Origin of the sequence: Halomonas sp. KO116, assembly GCF_000734975.2 — a bacterium.
Classification (GTDB): Bacteria; Pseudomonadota; Gammaproteobacteria; order Pseudomonadales; family Halomonadaceae; genus Vreelandella; species Vreelandella glaciei.
In genome coordinates this window covers 504,710-521,065 of the sequence record NZ_CP011052.1, presented here as the reverse complement: position 1 = coordinate 521,065, position 16,356 = coordinate 504,710, and the positions used below count along the sequence as shown (strand labels likewise).

At 51.4% G+C, this 16,356-nt stretch carries 17 protein-coding genes and 1 pseudogene; 5 read left to right on the top strand and 13 right to left on the bottom strand.

The features are described from left to right. Positions 1-4 precede the first annotated feature (4 nt). From KO116_RS02490 to dctP (KO116_RS02460), 7 genes are all read right to left on the bottom strand, one after another. Entirely contained in the window at positions 5-1,759 is a 1,755-nt protein-coding gene (locus KO116_RS02490) for a sensor domain-containing phosphodiesterase (protein WP_035560496.1), read from the bottom strand. Positions 1,760-1,951: 192 nt separating this feature from the next. Then, a complete protein-coding gene (locus tag KO116_RS02485; RefSeq protein WP_035560493.1) occupies positions 1,952-2,713 on the bottom strand; it encodes an SDR family NAD(P)-dependent oxidoreductase in 762 nt (253 codons plus the stop codon). Positions 2,714-2,749: 36 nt separating this feature from the next. Then, positions 2,750-3,682 carry a 3-keto-5-aminohexanoate cleavage protein gene (locus tag KO116_RS02480; protein ID WP_035560490.1) on the bottom strand — a complete coding sequence of 311 codons (933 nt, stop codon included), beginning with the start codon at positions 3,680-3,682 and terminating at the stop codon, positions 2,750-2,752. Positions 3,683-3,729: 47 nt separating this feature from the next. After that, positions 3,730-4,503, bottom strand: a complete 774-nt coding sequence (locus tag KO116_RS02475) for an SDR family oxidoreductase (RefSeq protein ID WP_035560486.1) — start codon at positions 4,501-4,503, stop codon at positions 3,730-3,732. Between the two features lie 68 nt (positions 4,504-4,571). Beyond that, positions 4,572-5,906 (bottom strand): TRAP transporter large permease, encoded by a 1,335-nt coding sequence (locus tag KO116_RS02470; protein ID WP_035560483.1) that lies wholly within the window; start codon positions 5,904-5,906, stop codon positions 4,572-4,574. Then, on the bottom strand, positions 5,903-6,403 hold the full coding sequence (locus KO116_RS02465; protein ID WP_035560890.1) for a TRAP transporter small permease subunit: 501 nt from the start codon (positions 6,401-6,403) through the stop codon (positions 5,903-5,905). The genes KO116_RS02470 and KO116_RS02465 overlap by 4 nt, the downstream gene beginning before the upstream one ends. 92 nt (positions 6,404-6,495) lie before the next feature. After that, positions 6,496-7,605 carry a TRAP transporter substrate-binding protein DctP gene (gene dctP / locus KO116_RS02460; protein WP_035560480.1) on the bottom strand — a complete coding sequence of 370 codons (1,110 nt, stop codon included), beginning with the start codon at positions 7,603-7,605 and terminating at the stop codon, positions 6,496-6,498. A 235-nt stretch (positions 7,606-7,840) separates the two neighbouring features. Here dctP (KO116_RS02460) and KO116_RS02455 point away from each other — a divergent pair, with 235 nt between their 5' ends. Further along, positions 7,841-8,884 (top strand): AraC family transcriptional regulator, encoded by a 1,044-nt coding sequence (locus tag KO116_RS02455; RefSeq protein ID WP_035560478.1) that lies wholly within the window; start codon positions 7,841-7,843, stop codon positions 8,882-8,884. Positions 8,885-8,923: 39 nt separating this feature from the next. On the opposite strand, the gene dctP (KO116_RS02450) is transcribed toward KO116_RS02455, so the two are convergent. From dctP (KO116_RS02450) to KO116_RS02425, 6 genes are all read right to left on the bottom strand, one after another. Then, complete coding sequence (gene dctP, locus KO116_RS02450) at positions 8,924-10,033, bottom strand: TRAP transporter substrate-binding protein DctP (protein WP_035560475.1); 1,110 nt, start codon at positions 10,031-10,033, stop codon at positions 8,924-8,926. 70 nt (positions 10,034-10,103) lie between these two features. Further along, positions 10,104-10,355 carry a 3-hydroxyacyl-CoA dehydrogenase family protein gene (locus tag KO116_RS02445; protein ID WP_035560472.1) on the bottom strand — a complete coding sequence of 84 codons (252 nt, stop codon included), beginning with the start codon at positions 10,353-10,355 and terminating at the stop codon, positions 10,104-10,106. 73 nt (positions 10,356-10,428) lie between these two features. Then, positions 10,429-12,024, bottom strand: coding sequence for an IS66 family transposase (gene tnpC / locus KO116_RS02440; RefSeq protein WP_035560460.1), 1,596 nt, complete (start codon positions 12,022-12,024; stop codon positions 10,429-10,431). Between the two features lie 56 nt (positions 12,025-12,080). Continuing rightward, entirely contained in the window at positions 12,081-12,416 is a 336-nt protein-coding gene (gene tnpB, locus KO116_RS02435) for an IS66 family insertion sequence element accessory protein TnpB (RefSeq protein ID WP_035560887.1), read from the bottom strand. Positions 12,417-12,448: 32 nt separating this feature from the next. Beyond that, complete coding sequence (tnpA, locus tag KO116_RS02430) at positions 12,449-12,769, bottom strand: IS66 family insertion sequence element accessory protein TnpA (protein WP_035560457.1); 321 nt, start codon at positions 12,767-12,769, stop codon at positions 12,449-12,451. Between the two features lie 78 nt (positions 12,770-12,847). Next, positions 12,848-13,492: a 3-hydroxyacyl-CoA dehydrogenase family protein gene (locus KO116_RS02425; protein WP_052703707.1), complete on the bottom strand. Its 645-nt coding sequence runs from the start codon at positions 13,490-13,492 to the stop codon at positions 12,848-12,850. Positions 13,493-13,620: 128 nt separating this feature from the next. Here KO116_RS02425 and KO116_RS02420 point away from each other — a divergent pair, with 128 nt between their 5' ends. The 4 genes and pseudogenes from KO116_RS02420 to KO116_RS02410 all read left to right on the top strand — a co-directional run bounded on the left by KO116_RS02420 (position 13,621) and on the right by KO116_RS02410 (position 16,224). Next, complete coding sequence (locus tag KO116_RS02420; protein ID WP_035560452.1) at positions 13,621-14,661, top strand: AraC family transcriptional regulator; 1,041 nt, start codon at positions 13,621-13,623, stop codon at positions 14,659-14,661. A 99-nt stretch (positions 14,662-14,760) separates the two neighbouring features. Next, positions 14,761-15,075: a PAS domain-containing protein gene (locus KO116_RS25620; protein ID WP_235272481.1), complete on the top strand. Its 315-nt coding sequence runs from the start codon at positions 14,761-14,763 to the stop codon at positions 15,073-15,075. 36 nt (positions 15,076-15,111) lie between these two features. Then, positions 15,112-15,623, top strand: a pseudogene (locus tag KO116_RS25615) (diguanylate cyclase domain-containing protein). A gap of 124 nt (positions 15,624-15,747) precedes the next feature. Beyond that, complete coding sequence (locus KO116_RS02410) at positions 15,748-16,224, top strand: NYN domain-containing protein (protein WP_035560884.1); 477 nt, start codon at positions 15,748-15,750, stop codon at positions 16,222-16,224. Positions 16,225-16,356 lie beyond the last annotated feature (132 nt).

Below are 16,356 nucleotides of genomic sequence, written 5' to 3'. Positions count from 1 at the left end.
GTAACTACGCCTGCCTCTCTTGCAACCACTCCTCAAACACCTCAGGCAATAGCGGTCTGGCAATGAAATATCCCTGGGCCTCGTCGCAGCCCAACTGGACAAGGCGTTGATAGGCAGCATCACTCTCTACGCCTTCCGCCACTACGCGGTAACCCAGGTCGTGTGCCATTGAGATCATCGAGTTGACCAGCGTCTCGGTGCGTTTATCTTCGCCAAGGTCGGTGATGAAGCGGCGATCAATCTTCACGGTATGGGCAGGAATCTCATGTAAATAAGAGAGACTGCTGTAGCCAGTACCAAAATCATCAATGGCAATGCGTAAGCCAGCGGCTATTAGTGCCTTGAGCTGGTCAGCGGCCACTTGCCCCTGCCCGATCAGAGCACTTTCAGTAAGCTCTATCTCAATGGCGGTAGTGGGTAGTGCCCAGTTTGACATCTCCTCCAGCAGTCGCCGGGCAAAATCTTCCTCTTCAAGATTGGTTGCCGACACATTGACCGAAACCTGCAGCACCTCACCTTGCCGATACCAAACCGCTGCTTGGCGAATGGCATGACGCAATACCCACTGGGTAAGAGGTTCAGCCATCGGTGTATTTTCGATCAAGGGAATAAACTCCCCAGGCGATACTTCTCCCAAAGTGGGGTGGTGCCAGCGCAAAAGCGCTTCTGCCCCCAAACACTCACCACTCGCGAGAGAAATACGAGGCTGAAAGACTAAATAAAATTCTTGGTCATTTTCTAACGCGCGACCAATGTCGCCGAATAGAATGAAGCGCCGTTGATAACTAGCATCGAGTGACGAAGAGTAAAGCCCCGCGCCCTCTCCCGCCTGGCGCGCATCCAAGCAAGCGGCGTAGGCACTGCGTAAAATATCGGCGGTGGCGACTTCGCCCAGGCAAAAGGGCGCAATACCGATGGTCGGATAAACCAATACGGGAACAGCACGCGTAGTTTCGAGCGTTAACAGTGCCTGACGTAGACGCAATGCCTCTGCTAGCAGTTCTGAATCACTCGTTTGATTTACCAGATGCACGAATTGACACCCGCCCAGATGATAAAGCTTCTCTGCGGGGCCAATGGCCTGTTGTAGGCAGCGAGCGGCTACACGCGCCATCTCGTCAAGAAAAGCGGGACCCATGGTTCGGTGCAGCGCACTTAACTCACTGGCATCGAGCACCTCGGTAAACAGCGCGGCTCTCCGGTGGCTTGGTTGATCCCGCGCCATATCCTGAAGGTCTTCATCGAACTGATTACGGTTGGAAAGGCCGGTCAATGGATCAACTCGGCCAAACGCGTGCTGCAACTCAATCTGCGCCATCACCATGGCCGCTAGATCACGAAGCGTCGTTTGCTCCTGTTCAGAGACCTCACGTGGTTGGGTACCCAGCACGCACATGGCACCCAGGGTATGACCTTCCCGTGTCACTAGCGGTGCGCCCGCATAAAAACGGATACCGGAACGCGCCAGGTGGCTATTTTGATAACATGCAGAGGTGAGAAGGTCAGGAATAACTAGTATTTGCGAGGAGGCACAAACAGCCGCACAAGGTGCCTTTTCACGCGGTATTTCCCAATGATCGACCCCTACTCTTGATTTAAACCACTGGCGGTTCTCATCGGTCAGCGACACGGCTGCGATCGGTAAGTCAAACAGTTGGCTTGCCATCCGCGTGATTCGATCAAAACTTTCACTCGACGGCGTATCCAGCAAATTTAGCTGGCGAAGAGCAAACAGGCGTTCCTGTTCCTGTGCATTCATTAACGTATCCGTACTCTGCTACGAACCTCAGTCCTTTATAAATTAATATACCAGCCTTTTGTATGGCAAGAGCATGTGATAAAGCTTATTTTTTTATTTTTATGTTGGTCTAAAGCGGCTTTAACCAAGCTGAGAGCGATGGAAGGTAATTGCTCTCAGGTATTTTCACACGGCGGGCAGAACAGTGGTGAGCTACATTCTTAAACCACCATCACACTCAATCATCCTGCCTGTGAAATAATCGTTCTCCATAATAAACGCGACGCTCTGGGCAATATTATCCGCTTGGCCAAATTGTTTAAGCGGTATACCGCTGGCAAGTTTTTCTTGCATGTCAGGGCGCATCGCCGCCGTCATGGGGGTCACGATAAACCCTGGCGCTACGCTACCGGTGCGAATCCCGTATTTCGCCAACTCTTTTGCCCACGTTACCGTGAGGGCATGAACACCCGCTTTGGCAGCCGCGTAGTTGCTTTGGCCCATGTTTCCCGCGCGGGAAATACTTGAGATGTTGACGATGACACCCCCTTTTCCTGATTCCATCATGTGACTAGCAGCTTCGCGTCCACACAGAAAAATGCCGGTTAAATTGACATCGATGACTCGTTTCCAAGCAGCCAGCGACATACGCTTGGTCACCACTCCGTCTTGGGCTTTTATTAATAAGGCATCATCAGTAATACCGGCGTTATTAATGCATCCTTCTACCGGCCCTAACCGAGCCGCAATATCAGCAAATGCAGTAATGACGGACTGCTCGTCTGATACGTCTAGTGGAAACCCGTGGGCATTGATCCCCTGCTCAGTCAGCTCGGAGACAGCATCATCCAGCGTAACGGCATTTCTATCTAATAAGGCCAGTATCGCCCCTTGCTTGCCTAAACGCTGGGCCATGGCATAACCAAGCCCGCTCGCCCCGCCGGTAATCGCGATAACTTTGTTGGTGACTTCCATTAGTGATTCCTTTGTCGTTCTTATCGTCTTGCGTCTTTAGAAACCGACGTTGCTGGCACCTTTCAGTTGCAACATTTCACGCGCCTCATCAGGCGTCGCTATCGCAAAGGAAAGCTCTTCAAGAATATGACGCACCTTGGTGACCTGGCTGGCATTACTCTCAGCAAGTTGGCCGGGTGAGAGCCATAGCGAATCCTCAAGCCCCACCCGCACATGCCCGCCCATGGCGGCAGACTGCGCGGCGATACGCATCTGATTGCTACCAGCACCCAGCACCGACCATTCGTAGCTATCTCCAAACAGCCGATCAGCGGTACGCCGCATGTGGATCACATCTTCAGGATGCGGCCCGATGCCACCCAGAATACCGAACACGCTTTGCACGAAAACGCGCCCGCTGATAAAGCCACGATCCATCATATGACGAAGGCTGTAGAGGTGGCCGATGTCGTAGCACTCGCATTCAAAGCGGGTGCCATTCGCAGCGCCCAGTGTCATGGCCTTCTCAATGTCAGCGAAGGTGTTCTTAAACACCAAATCGCGACTATTCTCCAGGTGCTCCCTCTCCCACTCGTGCTGAAAGCTGGCATAGCGGCTGAGCATGGGAAATAAGCCGAAGTTGATCGACCCCATGTTCATTGAAGCAAGTTCGGGCTTGAACTCCATGGCCGGACGCATTCGCTCCTCCACACTCATGTGAGGGCTACCGCCAGTGGTGAGGTTGATCACCGCATTGGTGGCACTCTTTAGGCGAGGCAGGATACGTTCAAAAACGGCGGGATCCTGGGTAGGTTTGCCGGTAATTGGGTCGCGTGCATGCAAATGAATAATAGCGGCGCCCGCCTCGGCGGCGGCGATGCCTGCCTCGGCAATCTCTTCCGCCGTAACCGGCAGGTGCGGCGACATGGAAGGCGTATGAATGGCACCGGTTAAGGCGCAGGTAATGATGACTTTACGTTGGGTAGCCATGAAGGTGTCTCTAATAAGTAAAGTGACGCAAAGAAAGCTCGAACCGGTTAAATCGTCTCGACGTTGGCGCAAACGCTCAGCGCCTGGCCCGAGATATTGCTGCCGCCAGGGGCAGACAAAAACAGCGCCATGGCAGCGATATCGGTGGGTTCAACCATCCGCCGCATAGAAACATTAGAGAGGATCTCCTGCTCCATCTCGGCGAAGCTGATGCCTCGCTTCTCAGCCCGAGCGGTGATGACTTGCTCGATGCGAGGCCCACGCACGATACCGGGCAGAATGGCGTTGACCCTTACACTGTCGGGGCCAAGCTCGTTGGCTAAGCTCTTGGTAAGACCGACAATCGCCCATTTACTCGCCGAGTAAGGGGTGCGATAGGCTAAGCCCAGGCGGCCAGCAACCGAGGCCATATTGATCAGCAGTCCTTGGCTCTCACGGAGCAGGGGCGTAGCCCGAGAAGCAACTCGGTACTGGCCATTCAGATTGATATCAATGGTGCGGCTCCAGCTCTCACCATCGATCTCTTCGATGCTGGCGGTAGGGCCTGCAATTCCTGCGTTATTGACCACGACATCAAGCCCACCTAGATAAGCAGCCTCTTGAAACAAGCGATCAACATCCGCTTCCTGGCTAACGTCGGCGTGGGTATAGGTGATGCCAGCGGGCAGCGCAGCCAACGCCTGATCATCGATATCGCAGACATGGACACGGGCACCCGCTTCCTGAAAGGCCTGGGCAATCGCCAAACCGATACCGTTAGCACCGGCGGTAATCAGTACTCTGAGTTCCGACCGTGGAATCAAGCTGTCTATCACTTTCATAGTCTAGTTACTCCATTGAAACTTACTGCAGGCCCTGCGATGTCAGAATGGGCCTGTCGTGGTTCGGTTTATCTGCTCATCAGCAAAGAGGGCAAGCCTGTTACCAATACCGGGAAGATGGCCATTAAAATGCAAGCCAGCACGATTAGAGCGACAAAAGGCACGACAGCTCGGTAGAGATCAAGCGTCTCCACTCCGGGTGGTGCAACGCCTTTCAGATAGAACAGCGCATAGCCAAAGGGGGGCGTCAGGAAGGAGGTTTGCAGCACTACCGCCACCATGACCACAAACCACAGCACATCCACGCCCATATCGGCGACGATCGGTAGCATGATGGGAAAACTCAGCAGCACGATGCCCGTCCAGTCGAGGAACATGCCTAGAATGAAGACCAGGAACAGCATCAGGATCAATGCCCCCACGGTGCCTCCGGGCATCGCCATCACCACATTGTGAATAACCTGCATACCACCGCCGCGCGAAAAGACACCGGTGAAAGCGGTCGCACCCACGAGAACCAACATCACCATGGTGGTGGTCTTGCTCGCGTCAATCAGCGTTCGATAACAGGTCGATACTTTCCGGTCACCAAAGATCAGGAACAACAGGAAAGCGATAAAGACACCAATCGCCGAGGCTTCGGTGGCCGTAGCAATACCGGCGAACAACGACCCCAGCACACCCAGAATCAGGGTCATGGGGGGCAGTACGTACTTCAGCAGCATGACCAACAGCTGACGCGTGGAGACTTGGGCGCGCTCCTCAGCCGGTACCGGCGGGCCGTAGCTCGGTTTGAGATAGCAAATCACCAGCACATAAAGGGCATACATCGCGCCCAGCATGACCCCCGGCACCAGCGCACCGGCAAACAGTGCGCCTACTGAAACCGGCGAGTAGCTAGCCATTAGTATCAGCATGATGCTGGGTGGAATCAGGATGCCCAAACAGCCGCTGGCCATTATCACACCGGTACTTAGCTCTTTGTTATAGGAGTGCTTGAGCATGGGAACCAGCGCGATCATCCCCATCACCGCAATCGAGGCGCCAACGATGCCCGTGGTCGCAGCCAGCAGCACCGACACGATGACCACGGTGAGTGCCAAGCCACCGCGCAGATTAGCGAGCAGCAGGCGCATGGATTCAAACATCTTCTCAGTGACCCCTGAGTCATTGAGAAAGCGCGCCATGAGCACAAACAGCGGAATGGCCACTAAGACATAGTTATCCATGGCATTACCATAGATGTTGTTGATGATGGTGCTAAGTACACGCTCGCCGGGGCCCAAGAAGGCGCCGATAACGGCCACACCGCCCAGTACGAAGGCCAGCGGATGCCCCATAAACAGGCCGATCAGTAACCCGCCGAACATCACCAGCGTAAGCAACTCGGGACTCAGGCTCATACGGTTTCCTCCCGCAGCTGCTGGGTAGCACGTATGACGATCGCGGTAGCCTGTAGCAGGATCAGTACCGCGGCCACCATGATCACCCCTTTAATGGGATAAACGGGAAGCGAGACCATGCCGTAGGTCGTTTCGCCGCGGCTAAAGGAGCGCTCAAAAAACGCCCAGCCGAAGGTGATCATCAGCCAAATAAAGGGCACGAAGAAAACCAGATAGCCGAGGAGTTCGAGCACTGCCTGCTTGCGGCGGGACAATAACCGCTTAAGCACATCGACTTCGACATGGGCGTGATGGCGTAACGCATAAGCAGCCATCAGCATGAAATGAGCACCAAATAACATCTTGGTAATATCAAACGCCCAATCACTTGGGCGGCCTGCTAAGAAACGCATGGCGATGTCATAAATAACGATAATGGTGATGACAGCAAGAAGCGGGGCTATCAAGCGACCGAATCCTTCGTTGAGGGCGTCAATGGCCCTGGCAATGGCATTCATGATGAGGATCTCGGAATAGGTCAGATCAAACAGGTCGTCAGTGAACTCAGCAAGCTCGCAGGGTGAGCCCACTAGGGCTCACGCAAGCTTGATTACTGATTCATGCAGGCTTCAAGATCTTCAAGCGAGGGAAGATCATCAGTGACACGGCTCATGTTGAAGGGCGCCGAGATGTCACGCCAAGTTGCATAGTGCTCCATGTAACTGATCATGGAGTGATAGACCTTGGCGTGGTCTGGATGCTCGCAAGCACCGCGTACAATCACCTCATTGGTAATCTCTTGAATGTGAGCCAAATCCTCTTCAGAGAATTGATTAATGGTAATGCCCGCATCGATGAACTTCTGGGTAGCATCGGTAGACTCTCGTTCCGACCACGCTAGCGACCAGCCCATGGTGGCATCAGCCGCCATTTGAAGCTTTGTCTGGGTGTCTTCAGAAAGTGCATCCCAGGCATCTTTATTGATCATGACCCCGAATACCGTGGCCGACTGATGCCAGCCCGGCGTCGCCCAATAATCCGCCACTTCAGCTAAACCAACGCTATAGTCAATGCCCGGCGCTGAGAACTCAGCGGCGTCGACCACACCGCGCTCGATCGCCTGGTAGACTTCACCACCAGCCAATGTCACTTGAGAACCTCCTAGTTGCTCCATCACCCGGCCCTGGTCACGGCCGGCAATGCGCAGGCGCTTGCCTTCAAGGTCAGCGATACTCTCAATCGGTGTGCGGCCCATAAAGCCGGACTCGTTATTCAATACACCGTAAGGAAGATAAACCAACCCAAACTGGCCATAGATCTCTTGATAAAGTTCTCGTCCACCCCATTGCTGAATCCAGTTGAAATAATCCAAGGCATTAAACAGGCTAGTGGTCGTCGCTAACGGTGAAAATGCCGGGTTCAGGCCCGCCCAATAACCTGGCCAATCGCCTGAGGCCTCGATGCTACCGGTTTCCGTTGCATCAAAGACTTCGGTGCCAGGCATTAGTGTGCCGCCTGGGTGAAACTCGATCTGTAACGCATCACCAGCGATATTGTTGACCATATCGACCCAATGCCGATCAATTTTTACCGCATCGATGTTCTCCGGCCAGGTAGAGGTCATTGTCCAGCTTTGTTGATCTTGCGCATTAGCGGTAAGAGACACCAGGCTGGCACCGAGAGCAATACCAGTGAACATAAGGGCGCGCTGCGTTTTCATATTATTTTCCTTCCAATAACCGTCAGCTTTAAGCTGATTTTTGTTGTAAAAAATTCTTCGATAGCGATGCATTTCAGGCTTTCACACTACCCATAAGTCTAACGAGTGGTCATTAGCGGGTAGGGTTAGAGGCACCTTATTGCGTGAGGCTACTCTACAAAGTTACGCTAGCTGCAAGGAAGGTCTAAAACGGTCTTCGTGAGGTCTTTTTCGGACATTTCAGTGAGCGATGATAATGGCCAGCTTCCAAGCTAACCTATTGAATCAAAAGATATATGCGCCTTATAAAATCGCTGCTTTGCTCGACACGGTCGCTGAGCAGGATATTTCGGCTGAAAAAGTACTTAGAGGCCTTGGCTTAAACCAAGCGGCACTGACAGACCCCGCCACACTGGTTTCGATTAAACAGTATGTCGACGCTTGCACTAATGTAATTGAGGCAGGTGCCAACCTCTCAACACCTTTTGAGACGGCCACGCGATTACATTTAACCGCTTACGGTATGTACGGTTACGCCCTGCTCACCAGCCCCACCATGCGGGACTACTTCAACTTCGGGGTGAAATATCATCCTTTAGCCACACCCACGCTTTATATGACGTGGCGTGAAACGGATGAGTCTGCCGTCTTTGAATTTAAAGAGACTTACTCTTATATAAAAAGCATCAAAACGCGTAATTTTTTAATCCAGCAGCAGATGGCTCAAAATATTACCCACATTCGCGATGCCGCTGGTTCAAGTCTTTTTCCTATCAAAGCGCTGCTATCTTACCCAGGAAAAGACGTTGAGCAGATCCACGAAAAGCATTTATTGTGCGACTGTTACTTCAATCAAGACGTCAACGAAATCCATTACCCGAAACAAATACTCGACCAGTCCCCTCTACTAGGCAACCAGCTTTCCATAAAGTTACTTCAAGAAACCTGCAACCAACTGCTTGGCCGAACAAAGATGTCATCGGGTATTACCGGCGAGGTATATCAAATACTGTTGATGTCACCGAATAGTTTTCCCACCATGGAAGCCGTCGCCAACCTGCTGTGTATCACCACACGCACCTTAAGAAGAAAACTGGACGCTGAGCTAACGAGCTATCGAGAAATACTCGATGACGCCCGCTGCACGCTGGCAACGGAATACCTGCTGGTTACCAAAATGAGTACCGAGGATATCGCAGCAAGGTTAGGCTTTAGCGATAGCGCCAATTTCCGCAGAGCCTTTAAACGCTGGACGGGTAAAACGCCCCATCAAGTGCGCGACGAGTCACAACAGAATTAGCCGAGAAGGGTGGGCCCAATTGGGCCCACCCTGGCATGCTTATTGGTTCATACAGGACTCAAGTTCATCCAGCGAAGGAAGGTCATCGGTTACGCGGCTCATGTTGTAAGGCACAGACACATCACGCCAAGTCGCATACTGCTGCATATAGCTAACCATCGAGTGGTAAACCTTGGCATGCAGTGGATCTTCACAGGCTCCCTGAAGGATCACTTCGTTGGTCATTCGTTGGATCTCGGCCAAGTCCTCCTCAGGAAGCTGATGGATTTCTACACCCGCATCAATAAACTTCTGAGTTGCCTCAGTTGATTCACGCTCGGACCATGCCAACGACCATGTCATGGTAGCTATCGTAGCGACTTTCAGCTTCTCTTGCGTCCCCTCGGAAAGAGCATCCCAGGAATCTTTGTTAATCATTACACCAAACACGCTGGCAGATTGATGCCAACCAGGCACGGACCAATGGTCGGCAACTTCGGCAAAACCGGCAGAGTAATCAACCCCAGGCGACGAGAACTCTCCAGCATCCACCACACCGCGCTCAATTGCCTGGTAAACCTCACCGCCCGCCAGCGTTACCTGTGATCCGCCCAGTTTTTCAAGCACCCGACCTTGATCGCGACCTGAGAGACGCAGCCGCTTACCATCAAGATCGGCGATGCTTTCGATCGGCGTGCGCCCCATAAAACCTGATTCATTGTTAAGGATACCGTAGGGCAGGTAAACCATATTGTATTCACCGTAGACCTCCTGATAGAGCTCCCAGCCGCCCCACTGATTAATCCAATTAAGATAGTCAGCGGCGTTAAACAGACTAGGAGTAGAAGCCAATGGAGAAAACGCGGGGCTGAGCCCAGCCCAATAGCCGGGCCAATCGCCGGCGGCATCAATGCTCCCTGTTTCGGTGGCATCGAAGACTTCGGTGCCGGGCATAAGGGTGCCGCCAGCACGGAAATTGATCTGCAACTCGTCGCCAGCCAGTCGGTTGACCAGCTCAACCCAATGACGATCTACCTCGACGAGCGCAATATTGTCTGGCCATGTAGTTGTCATCGTCCACTGTTCTTGAGCCAGGGCCGCAGTGCTAACAGACGCAAGGGCCGTACCAACGGCGATTCCGGTCAGTTTAATGGCGCGCTGATTTTTCATATTGTTTCCTGCCTTATCAAAGTAGCTTGAATCAGTTTATTGTTGGGTAGAAATTAGGCATTACGATTATTTAGTCCTTTAAAGAATCAATGAGGCGATTGCTCAGATTTTTACGCACGTTCTCCGCTTTTTCTGGGGGCCAGTTTTGCAGTCCCTTTCCACTTTCCATGCCTAAAAAACCTTGTTTAATAAGGTCTTCAATCATGGGTCTTGGGGATTGCTCATTACAAAGATGAGGAAAGATAAACTGATGAACCTGCTGAATAAGTTTAAGACCTACTAAATCTGCATTTTCCATGGGACCAAGAAACGGCATACGCATACCGAAACTATTCTTGACCACAAGATCGATGTAAGCGCCAATAAATCGACACACTTGACCTAGCTGTGTTCTGTCACTTTTTTTCGACGGGCGCCAGGTTCACATTCCAGGGCAGCAGCGTTTCCAGTGCCTCCAGCGTATCAGCGGTGGCGATGCGCTCCAGCACATGGTGGATATAGGCAGCAGGCTCCAAGCCATTGGCTTTTGCCGTTTCGATGAGTGAATAGCAGGTGGCACTGGCGTGCGCTCCGCGGGAGGTATCGGCGAACAGCCAGGCTCTTCGGCCAACGGCAAACGGGCGGATAGCGTTTTCTGCCAGAACGTTACTGATGTGCAGGTCGCCGCGCGCGCAATAGCCGATGAGGAAGTCCCATTGGTTCAGCGTATATTCCATCGCCTGACGCGTCAGGCTGCCTTTCATGACGCGGGTGACATTGGCCTCTAGCCAGGCCTTGAAGGCCTCAAGGCGCGGCAGGCTCAGCTCCTGGCGGATACGGTAACGTTCCGCCTCGCTGAGGTCCTTGATCTGCCGTTCGATGGCGTAGAGTTTATTGATATGGCTAAGCCCTACCTCGGCCTTGGCTGGCGTGGCGTTCTTGCCTTTTGCGTTGACCTTGGCCGCCTTAGACGCTTCCACGAACTTGCGCCGCGCATGGTCCCAACAGCCAATGCGGGTAATGCCGTTGGCACGGCATACCTGGCCGTAACCGGCGTAGCCATCGGCTTGTAGGATCCCCGCGAAGTCGTCGAGTAGACGCACCGGCACGCTGCCGCCGCGGGACGGGTCGTAGGCAAAGAGCACTGACGGTTGATCCGGCGGGCCACCTCGGGTGACCCACATCCATTTATCTGACTGAGCGGTCTTGCCGTCTTCCTTGAGCACTTGCAGCCGCGTTTCATCGGCTTGGAGATACGCGCTGCTGTTTTGCACTTCGCGCATCAGCGTGATCAAGGGCGTGAAGACGTCATTCAGGCGGATGATCCAGTTGGCCATCTGCGTGCGGCTAACGGCGTGACCTAACCGCTTGAACATGCCTTCCAAGCGGTACAGCGGTAAACCGTCGGCGTACTTGGACGTGATCACGTACGCCAGCAGTGACGTCGACGCCGTGCACTTGCCTAGCGGATGAACCGGACGCTCCGCAGCGAGGAGGTGGTCGTTGCCCTCAAGTGGGAACACTGCTTTTTCCTGCCAGTATTCGAGGACTTTCAGCTGCGCGGGGATGAACTGGAGCTCTTCTTTTACCTTGGCGAAGAAGGTCTTGGTCGCCCCGACTTTTTCTTCTTCGCTGAGCGTAAGCTCAATACGCTCACGGACCAGCGTGTCGGAGAAGCCACGTTGGCGACGCTGACGTGAGGGACGCGGCGCGTCTTGCTCTTCGGCATCGTCCGGTAACTGATCGCGTAGCGCTTCGATTTCAGCTTCCAGCTCTACCTCATCGAACAGATGGGCCTGATCCGCAGACTTTTCACTGCGCGCGGCGAACTGCTGAATGCGCTGCAAGCGCAGCTTCTCTTCGAGCAATTGAATATAGAGATTACGCTGCTGTAACGCTGTCTGTTGGGCCGCCACCTGTTGCTGAAGCCCCGCCACAAGCTCCCTTACCTCAGCGGCTGAGAGGCCACTGAGATCAGGCATTTGGGAAGGGGCTTCAGCGTGTTTTTTCATGCGTCGATGATAGCAAAATCGACCTGTTAAAGCACTGAAAATCAGAGCTTTATGGCCTACCCGACGCTGTCGTAATGCAGGGTTTTATGGCCGTGCATCAGGGTAATATCGTAGCCATCCAACAGCCAGTTGATCTGCTCGCCGGTCAGCGCCATGATGTCATCCGAGGGGCCGGGCCACTTGAAGCGCTCCTCGGCCAGTGCCTTGTAATAAAGCACGAAGCCATTGTCTTCCCACATCAGGCACTTGATCTTGTTCCGCTGTCGGTTGGTAAAAGCATACAACGCCCCGCTAAAGGGGTTGTGTCCCAGCTCTTGCTCCACCAATAACGCCAGGCCGTTGGCTTGCTTGCGAAAATCGACCGGCGCGCGGTACAGGTAGATCTCGGGCATTTCCCACGCGGGGCGTAAATAGCGCGACCGCTTCACAGCTGCCTCAGGATGTCGCCCAGTAACGCCACATTGCCCGCGTGCAACCCCGTGACCGTAATGCCACCGGGCAGTGAGACTGCAAGTCCCGTGGAATCTATTTCGTTTGCGATGACGGTATTGGAATACGCGACGGTGGCAAAACCAGCGACCGGTTCTTGTGTTGACGATGGACTGGCCAAGAGCTTTTGACGCCAGTAAGCAAACTGATGGTACGTTAGCGCTTGTTGCTTGCAAAACGCCATGCCGGACAAGCCAGAGGTTTGCCATTCGGTTACTTGTTGCTGCCAATATTGCTCACGTTCTTGATGCCTCATGTAACCCCCTCACAAAGTTCTGATGGCATCAGTGTGAGGGGGTAAAAGCGAGAGCGGTAGATGTCGGTTTAAGGGCGCTTACAGATCGATTGTTTCGGCATCACAGACACCTGTTGAGACCAAGTATAAAGCTTCGCGCCACATAGCATGTTGGAGTCTATTACCGATAAATCCCGGCACATCTTGAAACACCTTCACAGGCTGCTTTCCCAAACTAAGTATCAAATCGAAAGTCGTTTCAAAAACAGCATCGTCAGTGAAAGATGTTTTTATAATCTCAACCAGCGGGATAAGATGAGGTGGGTTCCACCAATGCGTACCAACCAGCCGTGACCGCACTTTATCGCTTAGTTTTTCACCAATATCAGTGATAGGTATAACGGAAGTATTACTCGCCAAAATGGCATGTGAAGGTGCCAGCTCTGCCAACGAAGAAAACAACGCTTGCTTTAACCAAAGGTTTTCCGTAATCGCTTCGATTATAAAATCTGTAGAAAAGACAGCGCTGGCAATATCAGAGCATAACTCTATATTATCGAGCACTGGTTTAGGATCGATGCCCATTTGGCGAAGATTCTTTTCAATAAGCAATGGCGCAAGTTCAAGCGTATTCTTGTCAACATCAAAAAGAAAGATAGCGTGGCCGGCCTGCGCAAACGTTTGCGCAATCCCGTGCCCCATTAGGCCTGCACCAACAACGCATACATTCACAGGTGTGTTCATGAAAATCCTTCTCGTAGGGCTTTGGAAGCCTTGTTTTGTAGCGCTACTCTACAAAGGTATCCTCGCCCTGGGGAAGGTCGAAAACGGCCTTAAAGGGGCCTTTTTCGGACATTCAGAAATAATTCATTATGACTAACTCTCAAGCTAAACTGCTGAATAAAAAGATTTATTCGCCCTATAAAATTGCGGCGTTAGTGGCAACGGCCACTGAGCAGGGAATTGCGGCTGGTGGAATACTGAGGGGGCTTAGACTAAATCAAGATGCGCTTATAAACCCAGCAACACTGGTATCGATAAAACAGTATATCGACGCTTGCACAAATGCTATTGATGCGGGGGTCAATTCTTCGACTCCTTTTGAGACAGGCGCTAAACTGCATTTAACCGCTTATGGAATGTATGGGTATGCTCTTCTCTCAAGCCCAACTATCAGGGACTATTTCAACTTTGGAGTAAAGTACCATCCCTTAGCCACACCAACGCTAAAAATGACTTGGCGGGAAACAAAAGAGTCTGCCATTTTTGAATTTAGAGAGACCCACTCTTATATTAAAAGCCTAAAAATAAGATATTTCCTCATACAGCAACAGATGGCCCAAAATGTTACTCACATACGCGATGTCGCGGGTGAAAGTCTATTGCCTACAAAAGCCTTATTAACTTATTCAGGAGAAGGAATCGAGACTACGCATGAACAATATTTAGGCTGCGAATGTCACTTCAATCAAAAGGCAAATGAACTACATTTCCCACAGCCAATTCTCGATCAGTCTCCTTTGCTAGGTAATCGACTTTCTATACAGCTACTTCAAGAGACCTGCAATCAACTGTTGGGTCGTACCAAGATGTCATCCGGTATCAGTGGCGAAGTTTATCAAATTCTAATGATGTCTCCGAACAGCTTTCCAGATATGGAAACCGTCGCAAACCAGCTGTGCATTACATCACGTACCCTAAGAAGAAAACTGGTTGCGGACTCGACCAGCTATAGCGCAATACTGGATGATGCTCGCTGTACGTTAGCAATCGAGTACCTTCTGGCAACAAGGATGAACACCGACGATATAGCGAAAAGGCTAGGCTTTAGCGACAGCGCGCATTTTCGAAGAGCATTCAGGCGCTGGACGGGAAAGTTGCCTTCTCATATCAGAAAAGAATCAAAAACTTAACCTGCAGTATTACCCTCTTTCTTAAGTTACAAGATTTCATATCGCCCCCGTTCACGTTTGTTTTATAGTCGAGCAATACTAACAGGATACTCCTAGCCTATGGCCGTTGACCTACAAGCGCTCTACACCAAGCTGATTCATCTGATGTTGGAGACCATTTTCGTAGTCGATGAGCACAACCAGATCGTTTTTATAAGCGATGCCTGTGAGTCACTGCTCGGCTACCGGGCCGACGAAATGATAGGCACTTTGATTACCCATTACATGCCCCCTGACGACCTAGCCTCCACTCAGGACTCAATTCACTGGGTAATGAACGGCCAACCCCACATTGATTATCGTAATCGCTATCTCCGTAAAGAGGGCGGTATCGTCCACATATTATGGTCTGCTCGCTGGTACGAAGAGGAGTGAGTTCGCATTGGTGTTGCACGAGATATAACAGCACTCATGCAGACCGAGGAAGAGTTACGTTTTCTTGCCCATCATGACCCACTGACAAAGCTGACCAACCGATCACTGTTCTACGATCGATTAGCCCTTGGCCTGAGTTCCGCTCATCGCCATCAGACCTTTTTGGCATTACTGTACTTGGATGTTAATGATTTCAAAGTGATTAATGATACCCAAGGACACGCGGTAGGTGATCGGTACTCTGCACGGTGGCTCGAAGACTGGAAAACTGCGTGAGAGAAACCGACACGGTGGTCCGAATGGGTGGCGATGAGTTCACAGTTATGCTCACGGATATTCAATCAAAAGAGGCTATTACAGCGAAGGTAGAGCACATTCAAAGGATTATGAGTGAGCCACTGGGCGCTGAGTTCGGTGAGCTAACAATGCCCTCCTGCAGTATCGGCGTGGCCTGCTACCCAATGGATGGGGAAGATGCCAATACCCTGCTAAGCCATGCGGATAGCCATATGTATCGGATTGAGAGAGATCGCTCAATAGTGGTATAAAAGTCTGCAAGCTAAGAAGCCACTCATTAACGTGACGGTCATCGAATGTTGACTTTTGAAATTAAAAAAAGATTATAGTCAATTAAAAAATCATTCAAAAATCAACAAGAGACAATCAAATATGATGGAAAAAGTAGCGATATTTATCGATATTCAAAATGTCTATTACACTTCGCGCGAAGCTTATGGCCGAAACTTTGACTACAATAAGTTTTGGAAAAAAGCCACTGAAAATAGAGAAGTCGTGCAAGCTTTTTGCTACGCCATCGATAGGGGTGACAAAAAGCAAAGAGAATTTCAAAACATACTCAGAGCTATTGGGTTTAAAGTAAAGTTGAAACCTTTTATTCAACGTTCAGATGGTTCTGCGAAGGGTGATTGGGATATAGGTATTGCGCTAGATGCCATGGAGTACGCTGAGCAGGCGGACGTTATTGTGCTCGTGTCCGGCGATGGAGACTTTAATCTTTTAGTCAATAAAATACGCGTTAAGTACGGTAAAAAAGTTGAAGTGTATGGCGTCCCTCAGCTTACCGCCGCATCTTTGATTAATGAAGCCAGTGAGTTTATCGCAATAGATAAGTCGCTTTTGCTAGATTAATTAAACATTAATACCTAACAGCATATTCGATAATGACCTAGCTACTGCTCTATTCATGCTGACGTTGTATGAGAATTTACTGATATTAATCATGTGCGTTTGAAAAAATAATCAACTCCCAAGCAGAAGAAA